Source organism: Selenihalanaerobacter shriftii (assembly GCF_900167185.1).
Classification (GTDB): Bacteria; Bacillota; Halanaerobiia; order Halobacteroidales; family Acetohalobiaceae; genus Selenihalanaerobacter; species Selenihalanaerobacter shriftii.
In genome coordinates, this window is the sequence record NZ_FUWM01000016.1 from 22,774 (window position 1) to 46,853 (window position 24,080).

General features: G+C 27.8%; 22 protein-coding genes, 4 pseudogenes and 1 riboswitch. Of the genes and pseudogenes, 20 read left to right on the top strand and 6 right to left on the bottom strand.

The window, feature by feature from the left end; genetic code table 11:
* Positions 1-105: 105 nt before the first annotated feature.
* The 4 genes and pseudogenes from B5D41_RS09375 (at position 106) to B5D41_RS09385 (ending at position 3,316) form a co-directional block, all read left to right on the top strand.
* Complete coding sequence (locus B5D41_RS09375; RefSeq protein WP_078810372.1) at positions 106-1,359, top strand: glycosyltransferase; 1,254 nt, start codon at positions 106-108, stop codon at positions 1,357-1,359.
* Between the two features lie 56 nt (positions 1,360-1,415).
* Positions 1,416-1,745: a hypothetical protein gene (locus B5D41_RS09380; RefSeq protein WP_078810373.1), complete on the top strand. Its 330-nt coding sequence runs from the start codon at positions 1,416-1,418 to the stop codon at positions 1,743-1,745.
* Positions 1,746-2,062: 317 nt separating this feature from the next.
* Positions 2,063-2,200 carry a hypothetical protein gene (locus tag B5D41_RS14115; RefSeq protein WP_159442930.1) on the top strand — a complete coding sequence of 46 codons (138 nt, stop codon included), beginning with the start codon at positions 2,063-2,065 and terminating at the stop codon, positions 2,198-2,200.
* Positions 2,201-2,262: 62 nt separating this feature from the next.
* Positions 2,263-3,316, top strand: a pseudogene (locus B5D41_RS09385) (IS3 family transposase).
* A gap of 223 nt (positions 3,317-3,539) precedes the next feature.
* A riboswitch (cyclic di-GMP riboswitch) is annotated at positions 3,540-3,623 on the top strand.
* A gap of 159 nt (positions 3,624-3,782) precedes the next feature.
* Here the strand turns inward: B5D41_RS09385 and B5D41_RS09390 are convergent.
* Positions 3,783-4,163 carry a helix-turn-helix domain-containing protein gene (locus B5D41_RS09390; RefSeq protein WP_078810374.1) on the bottom strand — a complete coding sequence of 127 codons (381 nt, stop codon included), beginning with the start codon at positions 4,161-4,163 and terminating at the stop codon, positions 3,783-3,785.
* Positions 4,164-4,535: 372 nt separating this feature from the next.
* On the opposite strand from B5D41_RS09390, the gene B5D41_RS09395 reads away from it, so the two are divergent.
* The 3 genes and pseudogenes from B5D41_RS09395 to B5D41_RS09405 form a co-directional block, all read left to right on the top strand.
* Positions 4,536-5,108: an HD-GYP domain-containing protein gene (locus tag B5D41_RS09395; protein WP_159442931.1), complete on the top strand. Its 573-nt coding sequence runs from the start codon at positions 4,536-4,538 to the stop codon at positions 5,106-5,108.
* A gap of 266 nt (positions 5,109-5,374) precedes the next feature.
* Positions 5,375-5,712 (top strand): annotated as a pseudogene (locus B5D41_RS14610) (helix-turn-helix domain-containing protein); the annotation flags it as partial.
* Between the two features lie 104 nt (positions 5,713-5,816).
* A pseudogene (locus tag B5D41_RS09405) lies at positions 5,817-6,122 on the top strand (IS30 family transposase); the annotation flags it as partial.
* 35 nt (positions 6,123-6,157) lie between these two features.
* Here the strand turns inward: B5D41_RS09405 and B5D41_RS09410 are convergent.
* Complete coding sequence (locus tag B5D41_RS09410; RefSeq protein ID WP_143555690.1) at positions 6,158-6,604, bottom strand: ferritin-like domain-containing protein; 447 nt, start codon at positions 6,602-6,604, stop codon at positions 6,158-6,160.
* 466 nt (positions 6,605-7,070) lie between these two features.
* Between B5D41_RS09410 and B5D41_RS09415 the strand changes: the two genes are divergently transcribed.
* From B5D41_RS09415 to B5D41_RS09430, 4 genes are all read left to right on the top strand, one after another.
* The gene (locus B5D41_RS09415) at positions 7,071-7,364 is read left to right on the top strand and encodes an autorepressor SdpR family transcription factor (protein ID WP_078810378.1); all 294 of its coding nucleotides are present in this window, start codon (positions 7,071-7,073) and stop codon (positions 7,362-7,364) included.
* Complete coding sequence (locus tag B5D41_RS09420; RefSeq protein WP_159442932.1) at positions 7,351-7,992, top strand: SdpI family protein; 642 nt, start codon at positions 7,351-7,353, stop codon at positions 7,990-7,992. Before B5D41_RS09415 ends, B5D41_RS09420 begins: the two co-directional genes overlap by 14 nt.
* A gap of 436 nt (positions 7,993-8,428) precedes the next feature.
* Positions 8,429-8,692, top strand: a complete 264-nt coding sequence (locus B5D41_RS09425) for a helix-turn-helix domain-containing protein (protein WP_078810380.1) — start codon at positions 8,429-8,431, stop codon at positions 8,690-8,692.
* Complete coding sequence (locus B5D41_RS09430; RefSeq protein ID WP_078810381.1) at positions 8,689-8,868, top strand: MerR family transcriptional regulator; 180 nt, start codon at positions 8,689-8,691, stop codon at positions 8,866-8,868. The genes B5D41_RS09425 and B5D41_RS09430 overlap by 4 nt, the downstream gene beginning before the upstream one ends.
* Before the next feature lie 299 nt (positions 8,869-9,167).
* Here the strand turns inward: B5D41_RS09430 and B5D41_RS09435 are convergent, their stop codons facing one another.
* Positions 9,168-10,367 (bottom strand): sensor histidine kinase, encoded by a 1,200-nt coding sequence (locus tag B5D41_RS09435; protein ID WP_078810382.1) that lies wholly within the window; start codon positions 10,365-10,367, stop codon positions 9,168-9,170.
* Positions 10,368-10,723: 356 nt separating this feature from the next.
* Here B5D41_RS09435 and B5D41_RS09440 point away from each other — a divergent pair, with 356 nt between their 5' ends.
* The 5 genes and pseudogenes from B5D41_RS09440 (at position 10,724) to B5D41_RS09455 (ending at position 16,764) form a co-directional block, all read left to right on the top strand.
* Positions 10,724-12,469, top strand: coding sequence for a methyl-accepting chemotaxis protein (locus B5D41_RS09440; protein WP_078810383.1), 1,746 nt, complete (start codon positions 10,724-10,726; stop codon positions 12,467-12,469).
* Between the two features lie 152 nt (positions 12,470-12,621).
* Positions 12,622-12,768 (top strand): hypothetical protein, encoded by a 147-nt coding sequence (locus B5D41_RS14120; protein ID WP_159442933.1) that lies wholly within the window; start codon positions 12,622-12,624, stop codon positions 12,766-12,768.
* 1,000 nt (positions 12,769-13,768) lie between these two features.
* A pseudogene (locus B5D41_RS14565) lies at positions 13,769-14,139 on the top strand (DUF2703 domain-containing protein).
* Positions 14,140-14,728: 589 nt separating this feature from the next.
* Positions 14,729-14,974: a hypothetical protein gene (locus B5D41_RS09450; protein WP_078810384.1), complete on the top strand. Its 246-nt coding sequence runs from the start codon at positions 14,729-14,731 to the stop codon at positions 14,972-14,974.
* A 680-nt stretch (positions 14,975-15,654) separates the two neighbouring features.
* Positions 15,655-16,764, top strand: coding sequence for a GerAB/ArcD/ProY family transporter (locus tag B5D41_RS09455; protein ID WP_078810385.1), 1,110 nt, complete (start codon positions 15,655-15,657; stop codon positions 16,762-16,764).
* Here B5D41_RS09455 and B5D41_RS09460 read toward each other — a convergent pair.
* Together B5D41_RS09460 and B5D41_RS09465 are read right to left on the bottom strand one after the other, a co-directional pair.
* The gene (locus tag B5D41_RS09460; RefSeq protein WP_078810386.1) at positions 16,753-16,917 is read right to left on the bottom strand and encodes an aspartyl-phosphate phosphatase Spo0E family protein; all 165 of its coding nucleotides are present in this window, start codon (positions 16,915-16,917) and stop codon (positions 16,753-16,755) included. The two genes, B5D41_RS09455 and B5D41_RS09460, sit on opposite strands and share 12 nt — an antisense overlap.
* 411 nt (positions 16,918-17,328) lie before the next feature.
* Positions 17,329-17,490 (bottom strand): DUF1540 domain-containing protein, encoded by a 162-nt coding sequence (locus B5D41_RS09465; protein ID WP_078810422.1) that lies wholly within the window; start codon positions 17,488-17,490, stop codon positions 17,329-17,331.
* 523 nt (positions 17,491-18,013) lie between these two features.
* Between B5D41_RS09465 and B5D41_RS09470 the strand changes: the two genes are divergently transcribed.
* From B5D41_RS09470 to B5D41_RS09485, 4 genes are all read left to right on the top strand, one after another.
* Entirely contained in the window at positions 18,014-19,048 is a 1,035-nt protein-coding gene (locus B5D41_RS09470; RefSeq protein WP_078810387.1) for a putative bifunctional diguanylate cyclase/phosphodiesterase, read from the top strand.
* Between the two features lie 353 nt (positions 19,049-19,401).
* A complete protein-coding gene (locus B5D41_RS09475) occupies positions 19,402-20,835 on the top strand; it encodes a sensor histidine kinase (RefSeq protein WP_078810388.1) in 1,434 nt (477 codons plus the stop codon).
* A complete protein-coding gene (locus tag B5D41_RS09480) occupies positions 20,828-21,478 on the top strand; it encodes a response regulator (protein WP_078810389.1) in 651 nt (216 codons plus the stop codon). The genes B5D41_RS09475 and B5D41_RS09480 overlap by 8 nt, the downstream gene beginning before the upstream one ends.
* A 174-nt stretch (positions 21,479-21,652) precedes the next feature.
* Positions 21,653-22,663, top strand: coding sequence for a multiheme c-type cytochrome (locus B5D41_RS09485; protein ID WP_078810390.1), 1,011 nt, complete (start codon positions 21,653-21,655; stop codon positions 22,661-22,663).
* Between the two features lie 628 nt (positions 22,664-23,291).
* On the opposite strand, the gene B5D41_RS14520 is transcribed toward B5D41_RS09485, so the two are convergent.
* Positions 23,292-23,954 (bottom strand): hypothetical protein, encoded by a 663-nt coding sequence (locus B5D41_RS14520; protein ID WP_327292994.1) that lies wholly within the window; start codon positions 23,952-23,954, stop codon positions 23,292-23,294.
* Positions 23,955-24,080: the final 126 nt, after the last annotated feature.

The following is a 24,080-nucleotide window of genomic DNA, read 5'->3' on the forward strand; positions in this document are numbered from 1 at the left end:
TTAATAGGAGGATTAGTTGGTAATATTTTAGCTATATTAGATAAGAATATATGGGCTAGGATTTATCAAGGTGGTGATCTGACTTCATAAAATTGGAGGTGAATAATGAAAATAAAAATACTGACTGTTGGCACAAGAGGAGATGTTCAACCCTTTGTAGCACTAGGGAAGAGGCTAATTCAATATGGTTATGAGGTAACCATCTGTACTGGTGAGAATTTTAAGACATTTGTAGAAAGTAATGAAGTAGGATTTTTTCCAATTAGAATTAACTATCTTGAATTAACTCAATCTAAAGAAGGTAAAAGAATGATGAGTGGTAATGTAATAGAAATATTTAAAAATATGAAAAAGTTAATTTATCCAATGATGGAGCAAATGTTAGAAGATTTATGGGAAGGTTCTAAAGATGCGGATGTATTAATTTATCATCCAAAAGCATTTGGTGGATATGATATTGCTGAAGCCTTAGGTATACCCGTTTTTATGGCTCACCCTATTCCTGTTATTGCTCCTACTTCTTTATTTACTAATCCAGCTCTACCTTTTTCGTTTAATATTGGATTAATAAATAAAATGAGCTTTAAAGTAAACCGTTTATTTATGATTAGTTTCTTTAAAATTATTAATAAGTGGCGTAGAGAAAAACTTGGGTTAGCAACTAAACGATCTATATTTACTAATGACTTAGTTCTTAATGGAAAGTCTATACCAATATTATATGGTTGTAGTCCCAGTGTAATTCCATATGATGAAAATTGGAAAGAAAACGTTTCAATGTCAGGCTTCTGGTTTTTAGAAGAAAAGGGTTGGAAACCTCCTAATGAATTATTAAACTTCTTAGAAGATGGTTCACCTCCAATTGCAATAAGTTTTAGCAGTATGCCATTAAAAAATCCTGATCGAGTTAAAGAAATGCTTATAGAGGCATTAGAGAAAACGGGTCAACGTGGGGTATTTATTTCAGGTTGGAGTGGGATGAATAATTGTGATTCTAATTCACATACTTTTACAGTTGATTCTATACCTCACACATGGCTGTTTCCAAGAATAATAGGAGTTATTCATCATGGTGGAGCTGGTACGATTGCTGCTGCATTAAGAGCTGGTAAACCAATGATTATTTGTCCATTTTCTGCTGATCAACCTTTTTGGGCGGAACGAATGAGGCGGATTGATGTTGCAACAACGCCACTTAAGGAAAGGGATATGTCTGTAGAAACATTTATAAACAGAATATATGAACTTCTTAGGAATAATACACTAAGTGATAATGCTTCAGATATTGCTATTAAAATTAATAAAGAAAAAGGTATAGAAGATACTATAAAGTTTATAGAAGAAAAAATCAAGCAATAGTATAATTATATAATAAATTTTTAAAATTTAACTACTAGTAAGTGGTTGTGAGTTATATGTGGAAGCTAATCCAAGAAGTTAAAGTCAATTATTGTAGAGGGCTTAGCGTTGATGGTCACGATATTTATCTTCTTAGAGAGTTTAATGGTAAACTAGGTAAGTGCTTTTTTGATATTAAGGATGTTAAAAAGGTAACTAAAATGAAAGAAAATTCTATTACAAGAACAAAAGCAGCTAATATAATAGAAGTAGCTAGAAGAACAATTATTAAGTGGAAGAATAAAGGTAAGTTGAATGCTATAAGTGGATCTAGTATAGATTGGTTTGGCAAGTATCTATATAGCAAAGGTGATGTAGAGAAGCTCAGGAAAGAGTATTCTCAATAAGGAACGGAACCTTAAAATGGAATAAAAAGTCATTAAATTATAATAGCTTAAAGACCAAGGAGGGGCTTTGAAGCTACTATTTGTGGTTATGTATGAAATTATTACTTTAATTTATGGAGGCTTTATTTTGAAGTAAATATTGATGCAAATGCTACTCATTAATTGTAAACTTCTATGTCCATTAATGTTTTAAAATTTTCAATATTTTAAAGAGAATTTTTTGTTTTACTTGAAATAAATTATTTATTGATTATATATCTGATGTCTTACCTGAATTAAGAGTTGAAAATGTACGACAAGCCACATTTATAGATTTTATGGACGAGATAATAGAAGAAGAATATGATCTTATAGACTCTGATGAGAAAATGATAAACTTAATAGAAGGTGAGAGTATAAGTAGTGCTGAAAAAGAGTTAATTACTTGGGTATCATCATTTAAAGGGTCTGGATAGGTTATAATTAATTGTACAGAAATTTCTCGGACATGATATAATAGTAAGATAAAATTAATAATATGGAGGTATATATCATGCCGAAAAGATATAATGATGAATTCAAAAAACAAATAGTAAGCTTAGTTGATAATGGTAAAAAGATAAGTGAAATAGTCAAAGAATATAACATTTCCAGATCTACTGTTCATAAATGGGTAAAGGACTTTAATAATTCAGGTTTATTTAAGGCTAAAGACAATAGAACTGATAAAGAAAAAGAATTAATAAAATTACGCAAAGAAAATCAACAACTAAAGATGGAGAATGATATTTGCCCTAAAGGATAAGTTCCACTAAGGCAATAAATTGCCAAGTGGTCACTTAAAAGCAAGCGGCGCTGATACTAGGACGAAAGCAGCTGTTATTAAGGCAAATAGGAATAAATACAGTATTAGCGCCATGTGTAGAGTATTAAATGTATCAAGAAGCCTTATTTATTATAAGCCCAAGAAAAAATCATCTGACAGTGATCTAGAAAACAAAATTATCTCTATCTTTAAAAAGAGTAAAAATAACTATGGAACAAGAAAGATTAAAAAAGAATTAGCTAAAAAGGGTTATAAAGTATCCAGAAGAAGGATTAGCCGTATCATGAAAAAATATGGTCTAGTTTCTAGCTATACTGTCAAACAATACAAGGTTCATTCAACAAAATGTAATGAAGAAAAAATAAAGAATATTGTTAATAGAGAATTTGACAGAGATCAAACTCTAGATGTTGTAGTCAGTGATTTAACTTATGTAAATGTTAAGGGTAAATGGAATTACATATTACATACTGATAGAGGTAATGAATTTAAGAATAAAGCTATAGACCAGCTATTAAAAGTATTTAGTATTAACCGTTCTTTGAGTAAGAAAGGCTGTCCCTATGATAATGCTGTTGTAGAAGCTGCTTTTAAAGTAGTTAAAACAGAGTTTGCGTTTAATAAGATCTTTAGTAGTTTTGAGGAATTAGAATATTAGTTATTTGATTATGTAAACTGGTATAATAATCACAGAATACATTGGTCACTGATTTATCTTACCCCTGTAGAATATAGAATGTTAATGTCCGAGAAAAAAGTGTCCTAAAAAGGGTTGACAATCCATTTGATTATTAGCTAGATGTTCTCCTCCAAATGTTAATCTAGGCTGAATTTATTTCCTATATTGTTTATTATCTTAATAAAATTAACATGCCAATATTAACATAACGTATATTTTTTAAAAAAACTTGACATGTTGTATATAAGTTGCTATAATTTTAATTGTGATTTGACAAAATAATATTTTAAACTCTTTTTTATGATAAATTCCTCGATAATGGCATACCTATTGAAAAATAGGGGCGCAAAGTACTGAGTCTACGGTTTTACACTATGATTGTCAGTATACCGAAGGGAATATTGGTTTTAAAATTTAAAGCCCTATTCCTTGCTATAATTCATGAGGGATAGGGCTTTATTTTAATAAAAATAAAAATATTAATTATTAAGAACCTAAAGATTAGATAAGAAGATCGATTTTTCTACAAAAACAAGTATAAAAGTCTATCTGTTTAAGGAATTGCATTAATTACTGACTCTATAACTTTAACTAAACCTTTAATTTGAATATTGTTTTTTTTGGCTACATAAATTGTCTGCATTAATTTATTCAAGTTTTCAGGTTCGCTACTTAGTTCATTAACTATTTTTGAAGGTAAATCTTTTAAGTATTTTGCCGTTTGGGAATTACGAATATGTGTTTTGCCTAGTAGATAATCTAAACTTACATCAAAATAATTACTAATATTAATTAAAGTTTCATAATCCGGGGTTCTTCTCCCAATTTCATAAAAAGAAATTGTTGCAGGAGTTAACTCTAAGTGATCTCCTAATTCTTTTTGTGTTAATTTCTTTTCTGTTCGTAGTTGTTTTAATCGGTGTTTGAGTAACATATTTTTACCACTCCTTGATTTTTTATTGTGACTTATGTATATTATACACTTTAGTTGTTAATTTAACTAAAATCATATTAGGAGTCGTTAAGCCCCTCTAATAATATTGGATAAACACAAACTTAACATCTTATAATAATTATAGGGGGTAAAAGCAAATGCCTACAGCAGTTTATAATGAAAATATTTTAAACAACTTAGTTTCAAGAGTTAAATTTGCTGCATAAGCGAGAAAGTTAATGAAATTCTATGTTTAATAAATCTAATTAAATCTTGTCCAAATTTAGTGGGGCAAGCTCAACTATTAATAATTTGTTTTATAAATATTTAATAATATTTTTGATTAAATTAAGTGGTTAAGGAGGAGAAGTGGTGGTTGATACATTAGCTAAAGCCTTTATAGAAACTATTAAATTGAAAGATTTATATACTTTTAATCATAGCAAAAATGTTTGTAAATATTCATTAAGGATAGGCGAAGAATTAAATTTAGAAAAAGTTACTTTAGATAATTTAAGATATGCATCTTTATTGCATGATATAGGTAAAGTATCAATACCAGAAACTATATTACACAAATCTACTTCCTTAACTGAAAAAGAATATATAGAAATAAAAAAACATTCAATGATTGGAGCTAATCTATTAAAAAAAATGAATTTAAATGATGAAATAGTAAAAGGGGTTCGACATCATCATGAATTTATTAATGGACAAGGGTATCCTAATGGTTTAAAAAAAGAAGGAATTCCATTGATTGCAAGGATTATTTCTATAGCAGATGCATTTGATGCTATGACTTCAACAAGACCTTATAGAGGTCCTCTTTCTACAAAAAAAACACTTAAAGAATTAAATGAATGTAGAGGAATTCAATTTGATTCAGAAATTGTTGATGTATTCATTAATTTAATAAAGAAGGGTGATTTATTAGCTACAGGCTAATAAATCAATGATTAAAAAAATAATTTAAAAGTTAGATATTATTTTAAGCAGGTTAATATGAAGTGAATTACATAGTGAATAAAAGTAAATTTTTTAGTAAGAAATCAGGGTATAAATAGCTCTGATTTTTATTTATAGTACTATATTTTTTATATTAAATGGTGCATTGTATAATTAAATGCACGGGGCAATAAAAAAATGACACATACTTGTACCTCTGATAAAATGTTAAGCAACCACACTTAAACATTAAGGAGGTACAAAATATGCATCATATTAATTATATCATAGAAAGAGAAAAAGTGAAACTTTGAAAACTAGAAGCTCGTAAGGTTATTGCTCATTTATATAATAAGCAAAAGAAAAATTATAGTGAAATAGCCCGAGAGCTGAACTGTTATAGGACAACAATAAGCCGAGAAATAAAAAAGGTTTAACTACTTTTAAAAATGCAGATTGGTCTGATAGAGAAGTTTATGTGCCAGAAATAGCTCAAGGAGTATATGATGAAATTGCAACAGCAAAAGGACCAAAGTTAAAGATAGGTAAAGATTTTGATATGGTAGATTACATTGAAGAGAAAATAGAAAAAAAGTATTCACCATAAAAATTTAAATGATAAACATTTTACTAAATTGGTGTTATATATTTTTGTTTCATTGTAAAATTAACTTGAACTAATAAAAAATACCCGTAGTGGACCAAGTTAAAAATAATAAAAATGAGGAGGCCTTACTTACTATGATAGAACGTATGACTCGTAAAGAAATTATTCGTAAGATCTCTGGTAAAACAGTTGAATCTGTTCAGAATGCTATATTAAAGCTAATTAATCTAGAGATTTTTTCCACTGTATTTAAAAGTTTTACTTGCGATAATGGCTCTGAATTCTCAGAGTTAGGTGCTATAAAAGAATTAGTTGATACAAAAGTATATTTTATACATCCATATTCATCATGGGAAAGAGGTACTAATGAATGTCATAATGGTCTTATAAGGCGTTTTATACTAAAGGTAGAAGCATAAGTGAATAGGTAAATACTATGAATTCAAAAACTTTCTAATTCATCAATTTTACTGTAAAACCATGCCTTATGTAAATCCTCATCTATTAAATTAGACCATAAAAGTTCAGATAAATCTTCATTGTTTTCCACACTTGAAATAAATTTTTTATAATCTTGCATAGCTTTTTCTTCTAGTTTTATGTTTAACTTTAACAAGTTAATCATATCCGTTTTACCAGTAAGTTTACCAGTTATTCTTCCGCTTAATGATCCAATTACATTTCCTAATAAGGTAGGTGTTCCACCAAGCTCTTTTATTTTATCTGCAACTATATTAACATGCTTTTGTTCAATAAGAGATATCCTAGCAAAAGTTTTCTTAATATATAAATTATCAGTGTTTTTACTTTGGGTTGTATAAAGGTCAACTTGATTATGCTCTAAAGTATAGAACCAATTTAATTTTTTGATAATTTCTTTTTTCTGCAACTTAACTTCCTCCATCTATTTTTGAGATTGAATTTTTAATTATATATATATAGGCTATGGATAGGGCAAATAAATATACAATTTAGCTTAAATTTTACGATTTTAAAGCATAGTAGATGAACTTGCAATGAGTAAAGAATTGAAGAAAAGCGAGAAGCCTGGAGTAGCTTGTCCAAAGTGTGGTCATGAAATGAAATATAAGCATTCTTTTAAAAAATAGAATGCTTATATTTATAGAAGAGTAGCCGATAGGCCATTTTGTTCTTATGTTAAATATAGAAAAGTCTCCTTGTTTCCAAGGAGACTAACTTCCTTATATAAAATGGGGTTCTATATAAAGGGAAGGGGAAATTATAAAAATTTAGTTTCAGTTTCGATCAATTATTTGTAAAATAAAATAGATAATGCTATAATATTATTAGATATTTAGTTAATTATCTAAATATCTAATAAAGGAGTGGGAGATATGACATTAAATTTTGATCAAACTTTTAAAGCTTTAGCAGATAATAATCGTCGTAGGATCTTAATTCTACTTAAGGAAAAAGATTTAACAGCTGGGGAGATAGCCGAAGAGTTTAACATTAGTAAACCTTCAATTTCGCATCATCTTAAAATATTGAAGAATGCTGATTTAATTGATGCCAGAAGAGAAGGGCAGAATATTTATTATTCTTTGAAGATGACTGTTTTTCAAGAGATTCTTAATGGTTTTATGGGATTATTTAAAGAGGAGGATGATAATAATGAAGATGTTTAATTGGAAAAGGGATATCTACTCTTTAGTTATTTTACTAATAGGAATATTAGCTGTTATTTGGAGTTATCCAGAGCTACCTGCTAAGTTACCTATTCATTGGAACTTACATGGGGAAGTAGATAATTATATGAATAAACCTTTAGGTGCATTCATAGGTTTAATAATTGGTTCAGCAATTTATATTGGTTTTTATGTACTGGCTTCAATTGACCCTTTAAAAGAAAATTATCAACGATTTAATAAAATTTATAAGTTAATCAGAGATATTATGATTACATTCTTTGTAGTTATTAATTCAATACCAGTTTTAGTAGCATTAGGCTATATTAAGAACGTAAATAAGGCTATATTTATCCTAATATCACTATTAATGATTATTTTTGGTAACTACACACCTACCTTTAAACGTAACTGGTCATTAGGAATCAAGACTCCTTGGACATTAGCAAGTGAAGAGGTATGGAATCGAACCCATCGTTTTGGAGGAAAGCTTTTTATGATTGCAGGTGTAATTAGTCTAATTGGAATCTTGTTGACTAGTAATGCATACTATCTTAGTATTTCTGTAGTTATAGCAGCTATTGGGAGTGTAGTCTATTCTTATTGGTCTTACAAGAAGATAGCATAGTTTTAAATGTTAGATGAAATTTAATATTAAATAGGTTTCAAGAGCAAAAGTGGTGATTTAGCCATCTTTTGCTCTTTTTATTTACATAGCAATATCTTCTTAATTGTAAAATATTCTATCATATATACTGCAAATCAAGCAGTGTATATGTAATAGTCACCTTAAAAATTATTTATTATATCATAGTTAATGAAGTGTTATACATTTGTAAAAGATCACCACGATTATACTATTTCCTAGAAAGAAGTGATATTTAAAATAATTATTATTATCAAAAAATGACTCGTAATCTGGTTGATATAGAAAGTAAAGAGGAGTGAAAACAGATAATACTTACTGGTAAATAAAGGAGAAGTATTCAAAAAAAGTAGCTCAAGATGGGCAAGTTATAAGAAAGGTTAAGCTAACTGATTTATATGACTTTTGTAGTCAATATATGTTTACCGAAGATGTAGTAAAAGCTTTAAATATAGATGAAGAGACAGTCTCAACCTGGGTTAATTATGGAATAATTAAAGCTTATTCAGGCTTGAAAGTAGATGGAACCAGAAGATACCTGTTTAAAAGAGAAGAGATAGAGGAGTTAGCTAACAACTTCACAGATTATTATTTGATTACTAAAGAAGTAGTAGAGTACCTATCAGTAAGTAAGCATTATATTTATCAACTAATATTTATCACTTTAGAGAGTTTGATGTGAAGAGAGTTAAGAATAAATTTGAGAATAATATCGTGACAGCATCAGACGCAGCTAAGATAATAGGAGTAGCAAGAGGAACAATCATTAAGTGGAAGAATAAAGGTAAGTTGAATGCTGTAAATAGACCTAGTATAGATGGATTTGGCAAGTATTTATATAGCAAAGGTGATGTATAGAAGCTCAGGAAAGAGTATGGTCAATAAGGAATAGAGGTTTAAAATAGAATATAAAGATATTAAATTATAGTAGCTTAAAGACCAAGGAGGAGCTTTGATTTAGTATTGAAATCAGATTAAACTTGCTAAGTTATTACATAGTGATAATTAGCCAAATTTAACAATGCAATGCTAGTGATTTGCTATATATAAATTAAAAATTAGTCAATAAATTCTTTCTTCATGAATGAAACTATATTTAGTTTTTAATAAATAATGAAAGCAGTTATGAGGAATTTACGATAATTACTATACTTTAATTAAAAATATATATCTGAAAATTCCACATCAATTTTATCTATAATATTATGTCTAATTTTCTTTTTTTCTTGTTTAACTTTTTCTGTTGATAACAATCTAACAGGGAGTTCTATAATAAATTCACTACCTTTTTCATATTCACTTTTAAGTTTGATTTCACCATCATGCATTTTTACAATTGCATTAACTAAGGATAAACCAATGCCTGACCCTTCACTATTTCTTGTTAAAGTCTTATCTGCTTGTCCAAAACGTTCAAATATTATTTTTTGTTTAATTTCTTTAATGCCTATTCCTGTGTCTTTTACTGAAATTAAAATCTTATCCATTTTATCATATATATTTACTATTATTTCATCACCTTCATCTGTAAACTTAATTGCATTAGAAATTAGATTTAAAATCACTCTTTCAATGTTAAAGGGGTCACAAGCTATTACTTTTTTTTCAATCTCAGAATTAAAATATAGATGTTTTAATTGATTTTGAGCATACTCTTTAACTGAGGAAGTAATATTTTTAATAAGTGACACTATATCATAATTTTGCATATTTAATTCATATGCATTTGAATCAACTTTAGTAATGTCAACTAAGTTATTAATTAATCTTAGAAGACGATAACTATTTTGTTTAATAGTCTGTGTATATTTTGAATAAATGTTTGCATGTCCATTATTTTCTGCTTTGAAGTCCAACATCTGTAATCCAGAAAATATTAAATTTAATGGAGTTTTAAACTCATGAGATAAATTAGCAAAGAAATCATTTTTTAATTCATTATACTTTAATTTTTCTTGTAATATATGTTGTTGAGTAGTATTTAAGGCTATTTCAATTACTCCTATTACTTTATTTTGATCATTTTTAACAGGATATGATTTGATTAAAAATGATCGTCCATCTGGGGTTTTAGAGGGTTTTTCAGAAATTTCACCAGTGTTTGCAGAGTATATTGCTGAACAATTCCTACATGGACGGTTACGGTTATGAAATAATTCATAACAATATTCTCCTTTGATTTGATTCATAGATAAGTTGAATTCTTCTAGTGTAGTTTTATTTGCCCAAAGAATTCTATGGTCTAAAGTTTTATATGTTATAACTTCATGTAAATTATTTAGAATGTCAAGAAAACTATCATCAATATTTACTACTTCTTCATCAATATGATTATCGATAAACTTTGTTAATCCCATTTTTCATCTTTCCTCCTAGATAGATAATAAGTTATATATAAATTTTACTTTATATATTACATGATTTTTTAAAGTAAAACACCGTAAGTGATAATATGAAATATCTACCAACCAAAATTATGATAATTTTTATAATATATAGTAATAATTCTATGTTATGGTTTAAAATCCTTCATAATTATTGTTTTGATTTAAATTATTATTAACATGAAATCACGAATTAAATTTATTATGAGATTTATCATAAATTGCTTAGGATAAATGTGATTTTATAATTTGTTTAGATGAATAAAAAGGGATCACAGTAATTATATAGTAATAAATATAATAGTTGTAATAATAATTGGAGGGGAAATATGAAGTTATATGAAATGATTAATTTTAAAAGTATTAAAGCAAAATTAGCTTTTGGATTTGGTTTAATTTTGATTTTGATGGTATTGATAACTACTATGAATTATGTATCTATGAAACAGAATGATCAAAAATTAGAAGAATCAACTGTTGCATATGAGGGTGTTGTATTAACAAATAAGTTAAAACTTGATGTAGTTAAAATTCAAGAGATATTTGCAGATGTAGGAGTAACTAGAAATGATGAGGAGTTGAAGGAAGCAGAAAAGATTGTTAAAAACTTTAAAGCTAATATAGACAAATTAAAAGAATTACATCCTGAGTTAAGTAAGGAAGTTAGCAATATTAATAAAGAATTTACAGAATACAATAGAATTGGCAATAAAATGGCTTTAGCTTATATTAACCAAGGAACTAAGGCAGGAAATAAATTAATGATTACATTAGATAATGAAGCTAAAAGCTTAGAAGAACAATTAGAAGAATTAAGTGAAGATAGTTATCAAGAAATGGAAGGCTCACTATTATCGATTGAAGAAAAAATGGATAAAGATACAACAAGTAGTATAATCATTACTATAATTTCTATTGTAATTGGTATTACATTAGCATATTTTATAATTAAAGTTATTACTAATTCAATTTCTAAAATCGAAAATAAAATAAATAAAATAGAAGATGGTGATTTAACAACATTAATTACTAATGATAATTTAAAAGAATGTTGGGAAGTAAAAGGATGTAATGTATCAGAATGCCCTGCTTATAAAAGTGATAACCTTCGCTGTTGGCAAATGGCAGGAACTCACTGTGGTGGAGAAATCCAAGGGGAATTTGCAAATAAGATAGCAAACTGTAGAGATTGTGAAGTTTACGAAATGGCTCAGAAAGATGAATTTTCTAAAATTACTATGTCACTTAACAATATGGTTGAAAGATTTAGAAATACAATTAAGACAATAATAGAAGTTTCTGATAATGTAGCTGCTACTAGTCAGCAACTATCGGCTTCAGCGGAAGAGTCTAATGCAACTATAGAAACTACTACTGATCATATTGAAGATATATCAGTTAGCATCCAACAGATTGCTTCTAGTGCTCAAGAAGTTAATGCTTTTTCAGAAGAAGCTACAGCTACGGCACAGCAAGGTAAAGAAAATGTTGTAAACACGGTAGAACAGATGAAAGTTATTACAGATAAAGTAAATAGAGCTGAGGAAGATGTAAGAGAATTAGGTGAAACATCAGAAGAAATAGGAGAAATCATACAATTGATTACTGATATAGCTGATCAGACTAATTTATTAGCTTTAAATGCAGCAATTGAAGCTGCGAGAGCTGGTGAACATGGACAAGGATTTGCAGTAGTGGCGGAAGAAATTCGAGAATTAGCAGAGCAGACTGCTAGTTCAACTAATAAAATCGCTGATTTAATTTCACAAACACAAGCTGGCTCTAATAAAGCTATAGAAGCAATTAATATTGGGGCAGAGGAAGTTAAGAAGGGTGAAGAAATAATTGATGAAGTAGGTGAATCTTTTAATGGAATTGTTCAAGCAGTTGAAGAGACTTCAGATCAAATTCAGGATACAACATCAGCAACTCAACAAGTAGCAGCAAATAGTGAGGAAGTAAATAATGCAACTGAACAAATAGATGAAATATCAGAAGAAGTAACTAATTCTTCTGTAGAATTAGCACAAATGGGTGAGGAATTGAAGAATATGATTGGGCAGTTTAAAGTTTAACATGAGTATATTGTATTTTAAATTTAAACAGTATAAATATGAGCAAAAATAATGAATTTATTAAAGAATGGTCCTGTGTCTTTGTTTAATATGAAGGCACAGGCTATTTTGTGTTTGGGATTATTTTTAAGGTGTATAGTTTTTAATATTTAATGAAAGAGAATGTTATTACAGGGACAAAGGCAGCTAGGATAATAGGAGTGCCAAGAGGGACAATCATTAAGTGGAAGAATAAAGACAAGTTAATCCCAGTAAGTGGTTCTAGTATAGATGGATTTGGTATAGCAAAAATGATGTAGAGAAGCTTAAGAAGCAGTATTCTCAATAAGGAATAGAGGTTTAAAATAGAATAAAAAGTCATTAAATTATAGTAGCTTAAAGACCAAGGAGGGGCTTTGAAGCTGCTATTTGTGGTTTATGGTTAGAATATATTTGTTTAATTTATGGGAGCTTTATTTTGAAATAAATATTGATGCAAATGCTACTCATTAATTGTAAACTTCTATGTCCATTAATGTTTTAAAATTCTCAATATTTTAAAGAGAAATTTTTGTTTTGCTTGATAGGTTTTAAAATTTATTTACACAAACAATTATACGCTACTGATTTAAAGGATAGCTTAATGTTAATTATTATAAATAAGATATATATTTAATAAACTAATAAGAAAATAAAATAGATAGATGGAGAAGAAAATAATGAACTCAAAAATAAGAACAAACAATCAATACTTTAACTTCTGATTTTAGAATTGCTGAATTTGATCATGTAACATTTGGTGAAGATGTAGAAATGAAAGCAGCAGAGAAGGCAATGAAAAATACAAATAAACAGATTCAAAGTAAATTAAATGTATATGAAAAACTTATTGATAGTAAGAAAGAGCAATGTTTAACACTATAAAGGCAGAATGGTAAAATATTTACAGTTTTATATTCGTATGGACCTATGTCAATATTTTGGACACAAAAAGTTGAACAAATTAAGCAGGTATTCTTAGCTGTTTTTTATATTCATTAGGAGTCATATAATCAATACTCCCAATTTATGTTTTAATTATAAAGAACTATCAATTACATAGTTTAACAATGAGATTATATATATTCATTTATGAATAGTTTTGGCTAAAATATATTTCTATAATTTATGGGGCGTTTTCTTCATGGCGGAATAAATACTGATATTAAAATTATTTATAAATTGCTATAATTTCTTAGCTCTTCAAGTAACTTTTTGATAGGAAGTTTTATAAAGTTATCTATAAGAATAAAATAAATTATAAAGAGGAGGTAAGAAATTATGAAAGATTTAAAAGTTAAGTGGCAAAGGCTTATATCTGATGGAGAAACATGTCCAAGATGTGGAGGGACAGAGGAAGAATTGAAAAAGATGAACTTACAATGGAAGAATTTAAAGAGAATCCTGTGCAATCTAATATAATATATATTGAAGATCAATCATTAGAGAAATGGATTGGGGGAGAGGTAGGATAGAGTCAATGTTGTGATGTTTGTGGGCTATCTGACTGTAGAACTACTAAAGTAGGTGGAGAAATATATGAGACAATTCCTTCTGATTTAATTGTTCAAGCAGGACTTAAGGCAGCAGCAAATTTACTTGGTACTAAAATAAGTGATTCGTGCTGCGATAATGACTCAACCTGTTGTTAATATATCCTCAAATAAGAATATATATATTTTCAAAATGAAAAATTTGATAATTGCAGTTATATAAAAAAATAAGAACATTCTATGACAATGTGAGGGAATTAACATAATTGCATTTAATCGCATGCTACAATGTAGTCAGTATAAAGCGAGTACATACAAATAGGAGGAAGTTAGTTAATTAACCTCCCATTAAAAATTATATTCTGCTTTTTACCATCTTCCTCCATCATATAAATCACAGCATTATTCCTTAGTAGAAGACCAGGGGAGTCACAACCCTGGTCTTATTTATATTTAAAAGTAAGATAGAGTAAATTATAGATGAAGTTATAATTAATAATGTTCAATTAAAAAAATAGGTCAAAGATAATCATATCTTTGACCATTAAAATAATTAAAAAGTGAATATGTATAGCAACAGGACAAAAAATATTTTAACAACATTATTTATTATTGTTATAAATAATAAAATCTATACAAATTAAACAGAAATAAACCAAAGACAATAATGTCCTTGGTTTATCATAATGAGTCATCTAAAGGATATATTAAGAGAATCTCTAGATAGACTAAAGGTGGTTGTATTTTAATGGCTTACATAAACAAACGTAGAAAGGAAGAAGTATTTGCAATAGCTGCATTTGTGGATTACTTGCGAGAAAAGACTGATGAGTGGGAAGAACATGATCAATCAAAAGAAATGATTAAATATGCTAGAATGTCAGCATCTTTTGGTGAGAAAGTAATAGATGATATTTTTGAAGCATTAGCTACAAATGAAAGAGAAGAAATAGTAAAGCAGCTAAATAAGAAGAAAATTATAATTAAAGATTAGAAAGTAGAAAAGCACTTGATTTGAATAAGCAATATAGTCTTAAACAAGAAACAATTAGGAAAGTAGCAGATATGAAAAAATAGCATAAAGAAATGGTGGTAGAAAGTTAAAAAGGAGGCTACCACCATAAACAAGATAAACTCCGATATATGCTGGGTAATATGAAAAGTAATAAGATATTAAAACATAGTAGTAGAGTAAGAAGGTGATGACATTTGGTTGATACTTTTTTCTACTACTATGGAGTTTTATTTAAATTTAATTCATAATATGCAATGTTAAGATGAAATGTGAAAGGTTAAAAGAAAAATTGTAGTAGAAATATATTTATAATTTAATTGAAAATTAAGGAATGAGGGTAATATTCTACTACCATTATAGAAAATAAATAAGAAATCAATATTATTATATTCAACTATAGGATAAAAAGTTTACATTTTTTAATTATAGGTCTAACTTGTAGTGGAGTTATGGCGTATTATTACTGAGCAAAGTGTGATAGATTTATAATGAAGAGAAATTACCTAATTAAATATTCGTTATTTAGCTAAGCTCTATCAGGAGTTGCATGACTTACTGGTAGAGCTTATTCATTGTGTATTATCTAACTTCAAATTAGAATATAACTGTTTGAGCTAACTAATAATAAAGTAATAATACATATGTAATTGGAGGTTAGTATGTTAAATGTTACTAATGATAAGATAAATGGATATCAACTGTTCATGTTAATAATTGGAGTATTAATAGGAGTTGGAATTGTAACTTTACCTCGAACTGTTATTAAAGGAGTCAATCAAGATGGGTGGATCATTCCTTTAATAGGAGGGGTTATTGTAATAATTGATACTTATTTTATAGTGAAGTTAGGGCAAGCATTTCCTGAGGATACTTTCATTGATTATGTTGATAAGATTGTAGGTAAGTTTGTAGGAAAGATCTTATCTTTAGGATTATTACTTTATTTTTTATTAATGACGAGTACAGTATTACCTATTTTTGCTCTTGGACTTAGACCTTTATTATTAGAAAGAACTCCGACAGAGATAATTTATGTAACTGTATTAGCTTTGTTATTATATATTGCTAGACATGGAATTGAACCAATTGCTAGATTAAATCAATTAATAACTCCTGCTGGATTAATAATTTTCTTCTTTTTATTAGGTGGACACATAATAATGCCTACTATGGATTATGGAAGGTTACGACCTATATTATATACTACTCCGATTACAAAATTATTTAAACAAGCAATCTTTGGACCAGGTTTATTTGCATTAGTTGGTGTTGAAATCATATATGTAATATTTCCATTATTAAATAATAAAGCTAAGAAGCAATGTTTTAAGATTAGTTCATTAGCAATTTTATTTGTGATATTATTATATTCATTAACGATAATACTAGCTATAGCCCATTTTGGAGCAGCTCCGTTAGAAAATATACTTTTTCCTACTTTGACATTAATTCAAGAAATAGATTTACCTTTTTTAGAAAGATTAATTTCAGCATTTGTGTCTGTATGGTTTGTAATAGGTTTTACTACTACTATGATTACAGTTTATGCAGGGGCAGGATTAGGTTTAGCTAATCTATTAAAATTTAAAGAACCTAAATTCTTAATTCCTTTTGCTTTAGTTCCACCTTACTTTTTAGGGTTGATTCCACAAAATATTATACAAGTCTTTAAATATAGCAGTATAGTTAATTACTTTACTATATTTTATTTATTAATTTTGCCACCAACTTTATTTGTTATTTATAAATTAAAGAGATTAATTAATTAATTCTTTTTTCATGAATGAAACAATTACTTCATCAAGCTCTTGACTTTTATTTACCATTCTATTACTTGTAATCTCCTTAGTTTGTGTAGCTAATGTAAGTAATTCTGATTTTAAATTTTTTATTCTACTACGAAGCTGATTATTATTAGACATTACATATACCCCCTATACCTATACTTAAGATTACATTACAGATTATACTATAAATCACATTATTTAGCAAGAGTGAATTTTTATTTTTCTAAAATTAAATTATGTTTATGTGTTTTTTATGAAATATCAAGTATTATGCTGACTTTATAATATTTTGTTACAAATTAAAATTTTATAGTACAACGATACTAATTATATAAGCAATTACCATTATTATCAAGTAAAATGTAGTATTTTTTCATAGTCTAACGATTTACTTATTTTTTGACAATAAATTTATTTAAAGACATGTAACATTTTTAAAGTAAATACAGACCATAAGAATTTGAGATAATTAAATTTAACAGGTATATTATGGAGTTGATAAGCTGAAACTCCTGGTTTAAACCAGGAGTTTGTGGTTAATATTATTTAACTTAAATTTGTTTTAGGGGTAAAGGTTCTACATGCAGTATCATGCGAAGTACTAATTACATGGTCTTGCATTCCTGCTTGCACTTTAATTGTAGAAGCTTGACATAAGTCGCTCTCATTATATTGGCATTCTTCGACAGTACATTTAATATTAGACACCATAATCACCTCCAAATTTATTTTATGTACATCTTTTATTATCTATAAATTAAAAGTTTTTATGCATAACAACATGATGGTTCTCATAATATATTTGGGACAAATATAACTTTATACTACATTTTTTTATATTAAAAAAGGAATTATAACAATAATATAGTAGTTATAATAATATATGGTAAAATATTAATAAATGAATTATTCATCTTATAGCTTCAATCATTATATAATGAATCAAAATCATAGTTATATACAATAAAATAGAATTTTTTAGATTTTAGAGGGTAAACCTGTTGAAAAGCAGGGAAGCAAAGTTGTGGAATTGTAATTTTTAAAACTTTTGATGTGGTTTTTTATTATAGTTCTTATATTAATTTGTCTGTAATAGATATACTATTTAAATTAATAAAAAGTAAAGGGATATAATTTATAGATAAAAATTTAATTTTAAAGGGGTGATAAATCAAGATATGAAATATAAACTTAGTATAATTAGTAAAGTAATTGCTTTTATTTTAATAAAATGAAAGAAATTGAGAGAAAACAAGTTAAAAAGGTAGTTAATAGAATTATTCGTGAATTTTCTAAGCCACTTAATATAAATGAGTATGAAATAATTATAACTCCTAGTATTGGGATTAGTGTTTATCCAGAGGATGGAAATAATGCAGATGAACTAATTAGATACGCTGATATAGCAATGTATTCAAATAAGAAGAAGAAAAAAGTTGACTATAAATTTTATGACTCTAATTTAAATGTAATACTTTTACAAAAAGCTAAAATAGAAAATAGGTTAAGACATGCAATGGAGAATAATGAACTTAGACTTCATTATCAACCACAAATAAATTTAAATACAGGTAAAATTATAGGAGTAGAAGCATTAATCCGTTGGCAGAATTCTGAATTAGAACATGTTTCTCCTGGAGAATTCATTCCAATAGTAGAAGAGTCGGGTCTTATTAAACCTATTGGCAAGTGGGTTCTACAGACTGCCTGTAAACAGAATAAAGCTTGGCAAGATGCTGGTCTACCTCCGATAAATATGTCAGTAAATGTCTATAAGAACCAACTTTTTAATAAAGGATTTTTAAAAACTGTAAATCAAGTACTAGAAAAAATTCAGCTTGAACCTAAATATTTAGAATTAGAAATTACTGAAAGGAATAGAAAAAATATAGAAGAACTAAGTCATATGTTAAAGAAGTTAAAAGAGATAGGAGTGAACATAGCTCTAGATGATTTTGGAACTGGTTATTCATCATTAAGTATTTTGGATGATATTCCTCTAAATAATTTAAAAATTGATCGGAGTTTCATTCAAGATATTTCAAAAGATAAAAACAAAACAGCACTTGTAAAGAATATAATTAACATAGGTAATGATTTAAATCTTAATATAATTGCGGAAGGTATAGAAACTGTAGAACAACAAATATTTTTAAAGCAACATAACTGTAATATTGGACAAGGTTATTTATTTGCACATCCTCTGTCAGTTAAAGAAGTTGAAGAGTTATTGGTTAAAGGTGAGATATTCACTTCTGCATCATAGTTTTAGTATTTTTTATTTGATTGAAATAACTAGATTAAATATTTATTAAAAAGCAAGGTTGCAAAGTTATGGGGCTTATGATCTTTAAAAGATTCTGCTTGCCAGACTGCATTTAAGGCCCTTGATGAGGCTTTTATTATCTAGTAGACTATATTTTATTTAAGGAAAGAGGGATTATACACGTTTAATTGATAAGGGAGTATTTTCCATTGATGTCTAACAGACTTTGGAGAGTCAGTTATTGATTAAGATAGTCATTTCATATATGAAAAATAAAGATTTAGCAAGTTAAGTATAAAAAATTATAGTCCTATAATATTAATTTATAGTCTTAAATAAAGAGGGATTAATTAATGCATACTATTTATGAAGTTTTAAAGGTAAATATTAATTTGATTTATTTTTTCTATGGTTTATCATTTTTTATGTTAGGATTTGCAGTTTTTCTTAAGAATACTTCTAATAGTAATTTTAGATTAGCTAATAGTTTAGTCTTTTTAGCAATTTTTGGAGTTTTACATAGTTTTTATGAGTGGGGATATATTTTTATTCCAATTCAAGAGCATTATTTGTCTTCAATTATTATTAAGGAATTCTATATTTTCAGAGGCTTTATAGAGGGGCTATCATTTGTATTTTTATTTTATTTTGGAATTCATTTATTGGTGAACACCAAACAAAAGAGTAATTATTTATTATTTCTGCCATGGATTATATTTATTATTTGGATGTTTTTATCTGTTTATTTTGGGTTTAAGAGTAATTTAGTTTATTTTAATATGTGGTTAAAAGCAGCAGATGTTTGGAGTAGATATTTATTGGCTCTGCCTGGTTCATTTATTACATGTTATGCTTTGTTTTTACAGATAAATGAATTACAAGTTTTAGGTAATAAAAAGATAGTTAATAATCTTTATGGTTTAATAGGAGCTATATTTTTATATGGAGTAGTAGGGGGACTAGTAGTACCTGAAAATATACACCTGTTATCAAGGTATATTAATGTTAATACTTTTTTTACTACATTTAAATTACCAGTTCAAATGTTTAGAGCTATAACTGGAATAGGAATGGCCTATTTTATAGTTGGTATTTTAGAAATGTATGATGTAGAGTATCATTATAAACTAGAAAAATTGAAGAAAGAAAAAGCAATTTTAAATGAGAGACAAAGGATTTCTAGAAATTTACATGATGGTATTATTCAGTCAATTTATGGTGTTGGTCTAGGTTTAGAGAGTGTGTCATACTTAATGCAACAAAAGAATTTAGTTAAAGCTGAGGAAGAACTTAATAAGAAGATGGATAATCTAAATGGAATTATTTCTAATATTAGAGACTATATTATGGATTTAAAGCCAGAAATTCTAGAAGAAGAGCACTTATATCAGTTGTTAAAAAAATTAATAGATGATTTTTTAGATTTAGATGTGCAGGTTAATTTTGATTATATGGTTTCTAAGGATATTAAGATTTTTCCTGAATATTTAGATAATATTTATCATATTTTGCAAGAAGGTTTAAATAATATTAAAAAACATGCCAAAGCAAGAAAAGTAACTTTAAAAGTATCGGAAGATACTAATCAAATAATTATAAGATTAATTGATGACGGTGTTGGTTTTGATTTATATTCAACTGGCGACAAAAAGGAAAAACATCAGGGATTAAAGAATATGAAGGAAAGAGCTAATCTGATCAATTGCGAATTAATCATAAATTCAGCTAAGGGAAAAGGAACAGAGATCAAAATCAAAATACCATGTGAGGTGATAAAAGGTGTCTAAAGTAAAGATAATTTTAGCTGATGATCATGGAGTAGTGAGAGTAGGCTTAGTTACTTTATTAGAACAAAAGTCTGAATTTGAAGTTGTAGCACAAGCAAGTTCTGCTAATGAAGCAATTAAAAAGACCGAAGAATATCAACCCGATGTAGTATTATTAGATATTAAGATGCCACCTGGAGATTATAGTGGTATTGATGCTTGTCGAAGAATATGTAATAATCAACCTAATGTTGAAGTTATAATGTTAAGTTCTTATAAGGATGATGAGGCTATCGTTAAGTCAATTATGGCAGGAGCAAGTGGATATGTATTAAAGGAGATTAATAATAAAGAATTAATTACAGCAGTCGAGAAGGTTAGTAGAGGGGAATCATTATTGGATCCTAAAGTTACAAAGAAAGTTTTACAACATATGCGTAAATCGGAGAATGAAGCAGATCAAGATGATGAGAAGTTAACAGATAAGGAGCGAGAAATTCTTGAATTTTTATCAGAGGGATTAACTAATAGGAAGATAGCTAAGAAAGTAAATTTAACTGAAAAGACTGTTAGAAATTATGTCAGCAATATACTAAAGAAGTTAGATTTTGATAATCGAGTGGAAGCAGCAACTTATATTACTAAAAAAAAGATGAGGAAATAGAATAAAAACCTTAAATTTTAAAAATAAAGAAAGAACTTTGTGACAAATGTCATATTCCCCCGAGGTTTTATTATGATTTATGTCATATTAATATGTTATATTTAACATCTTGTTAAAAAAATTACAATATGAAATAATTATAATGAAAGAAAAAATTAAAGGGGTGATTAAAGGATGAAAAAATTATTAGTAAGTTGCTTAATTTTATTAATGATGACATTTGTAACAGGGGTAGCTTTAGCATCTGATGTAGATGACTATGTAGGTTCAGAGACATGTAAAACATGTCATAGTAGCAAATATAAAGAGTGGAAAGGATCAAGACATAGTCAGATGATTAGAAAGGCTAAAGAAGAAAATATTGTTGGAAACTTTACTTCTGATGATGCAGATTTAACTTTTGATAAAGATGACGCAGTATATGTTATTGGAGGTAAGTGGAAGCAAAGATATATTACTAAAAAAGATGGACACTATTATATCTTACCTGCTCAATGGATTGTTAAAACACAAGAATGGAAACCATATCATGCTAATAACTGGGAGGAAAGACCATGGAGTAAGAAGTGTATGGGCTGCCATACTACGGGAGCTAGACCAGCAGATGCTATACCTGATAAGGAGAATGCTGGTAAGGTACAACCTTTTGCTGAGACATCAGTTGGTTGTGAATCCTGTCACGGAGCTGGACAAGAGCATGTTAAAACTATGGATCCAGAAAAAATTGTTAATCCAAAAGATTTAAGTAGAGGGCAAAAGGTTAGCATTTGTGGTTCATGTCATAATCGTGGAAAGCATGTTGATGGATATTATGGTTATCCGTATGGGTTTGAACCTGGAGATATTGTTGAAGATATTTATAATCCAACTACTGCCGATAAGAGATGGTGGGAAGTTAAAGGAAAAGATGCAGCTAATAAATGGTGGGATGATAAAGCAGATGCAGACTTATTATTAGAAAAGAGCCATCATCAGCAATACTTAGGATTCCTTCAAAGTGAACATAACGAGGCTGGTTTAACTTGTAGTTCATGTCATGATGTTCACCTTGATTTAGAAAAACAAAATGTAGCACAAAAGTGTGTGGATTGTCATATGCCTAAAACAGCTAAGTCAGCAACACCAGGCGATATTAGAACCCATACTTTTAAGACACAAAAAGATTATAATGAACTTAACAAATAATAAAGTTATTACTGAAAGTTCTATACCTAATTAGGGAGGGCACTGAAAAACCGTAGGTTTTTCAGTGCCCTCGAATTGATTCAGGGGTTTTTTAACATTTTTCAAGGAGAATGATTGGATATAAATGAGATTTTAAAATTCTCTAATTCTACTAATAGAGAGGTTACAAAAGTATTGAAATTAGTAGATCACAACTTTTTAGAATGTAGATATATAAGAGAAAAATATTTTTCCTACATTATAATAGTAAGATATAATTAGATGTCAAGCTATGTTAATACTTAAATATTATTGATAGGTTTTTATTAAAAGTGAGCTGTGAGGATAATGCAGTAGCAGAAAACATTAAAATCAAAATTAATTTATTATAATGTTGATTTAAAGTAAGATAAGATATATTTGAATATTACTATAATAAAATTTAGTATATTAGTTTAAAAAATTGCGTGGAAGAGATAGGTTGCTTAATGTAGTATCTAATTTAATTAACGGATTCCATATTAATTAATAAAACATAGTAAACCAGAGAAATGTATTGATTTTTACATCTAAACAGTATATAATAGTGTTAGAATATAACTAATGTCTGTTATTAAGGTTATTTGGCAAATTAATAAATATACAACACCTAATTTATGGTAGTTTCAAACTTTATGAAAAATGAAAATAATAATTCACTACCTTCCTTATCAAACGAAATATATCCTAGTTCATCAAGTATAATTAAATCATACTTTTCAAATTTCTTCTCAAAGGACCGTAATCGTTTTTCACTATAACCCTCATTACAGGCTTTAATACCTAATCCAATTGATAAATGGGTTTTACCTGTCCCTGGATTTCCTGGTCTTGCATTACAAAATCTATAGTTAAATTTATAATAAAGTGATAATTTAACTAAATCTTCGGTTGCTTCTTTTTCAGTAGGGCCCACAAATCTCCTAACAGCTTGTTTTAAATTGTCATAAACTATTTCATTATGAACCCCTCCAAAATGTTTAAATGCATTGACATGAGCATCTAAAAAGTTTACGATCTTTTTATTCTCATAAAGTTTACCATAGCTATAAAAACCATATCCTGTTGTAAATAGGGCCAAATTTAGAACTTTATTTTCACCAGCTATATTAACTTTTACTTCTCCATAGTCAAATTGAAGAGTCTTCCCAGGCTTATATACTTGTTTAATATAAGCTTCTTTAGTATGTTCCCTGACATAATTACAAACTGTACTATAACTAATATCATAACCTTTATCTACTAAATAATCATGGATATCCACTTTATTCATAAGTTGTTTATGTTTACCTTGAGTTTTCTTCTTTTTATTTTTCTCTAAACATTTATTAATTTCTTCAATAATTTCATCGGTTAATTTTCTCTTACTCCTATTTGATGAATCATATTGTGGCTCTTT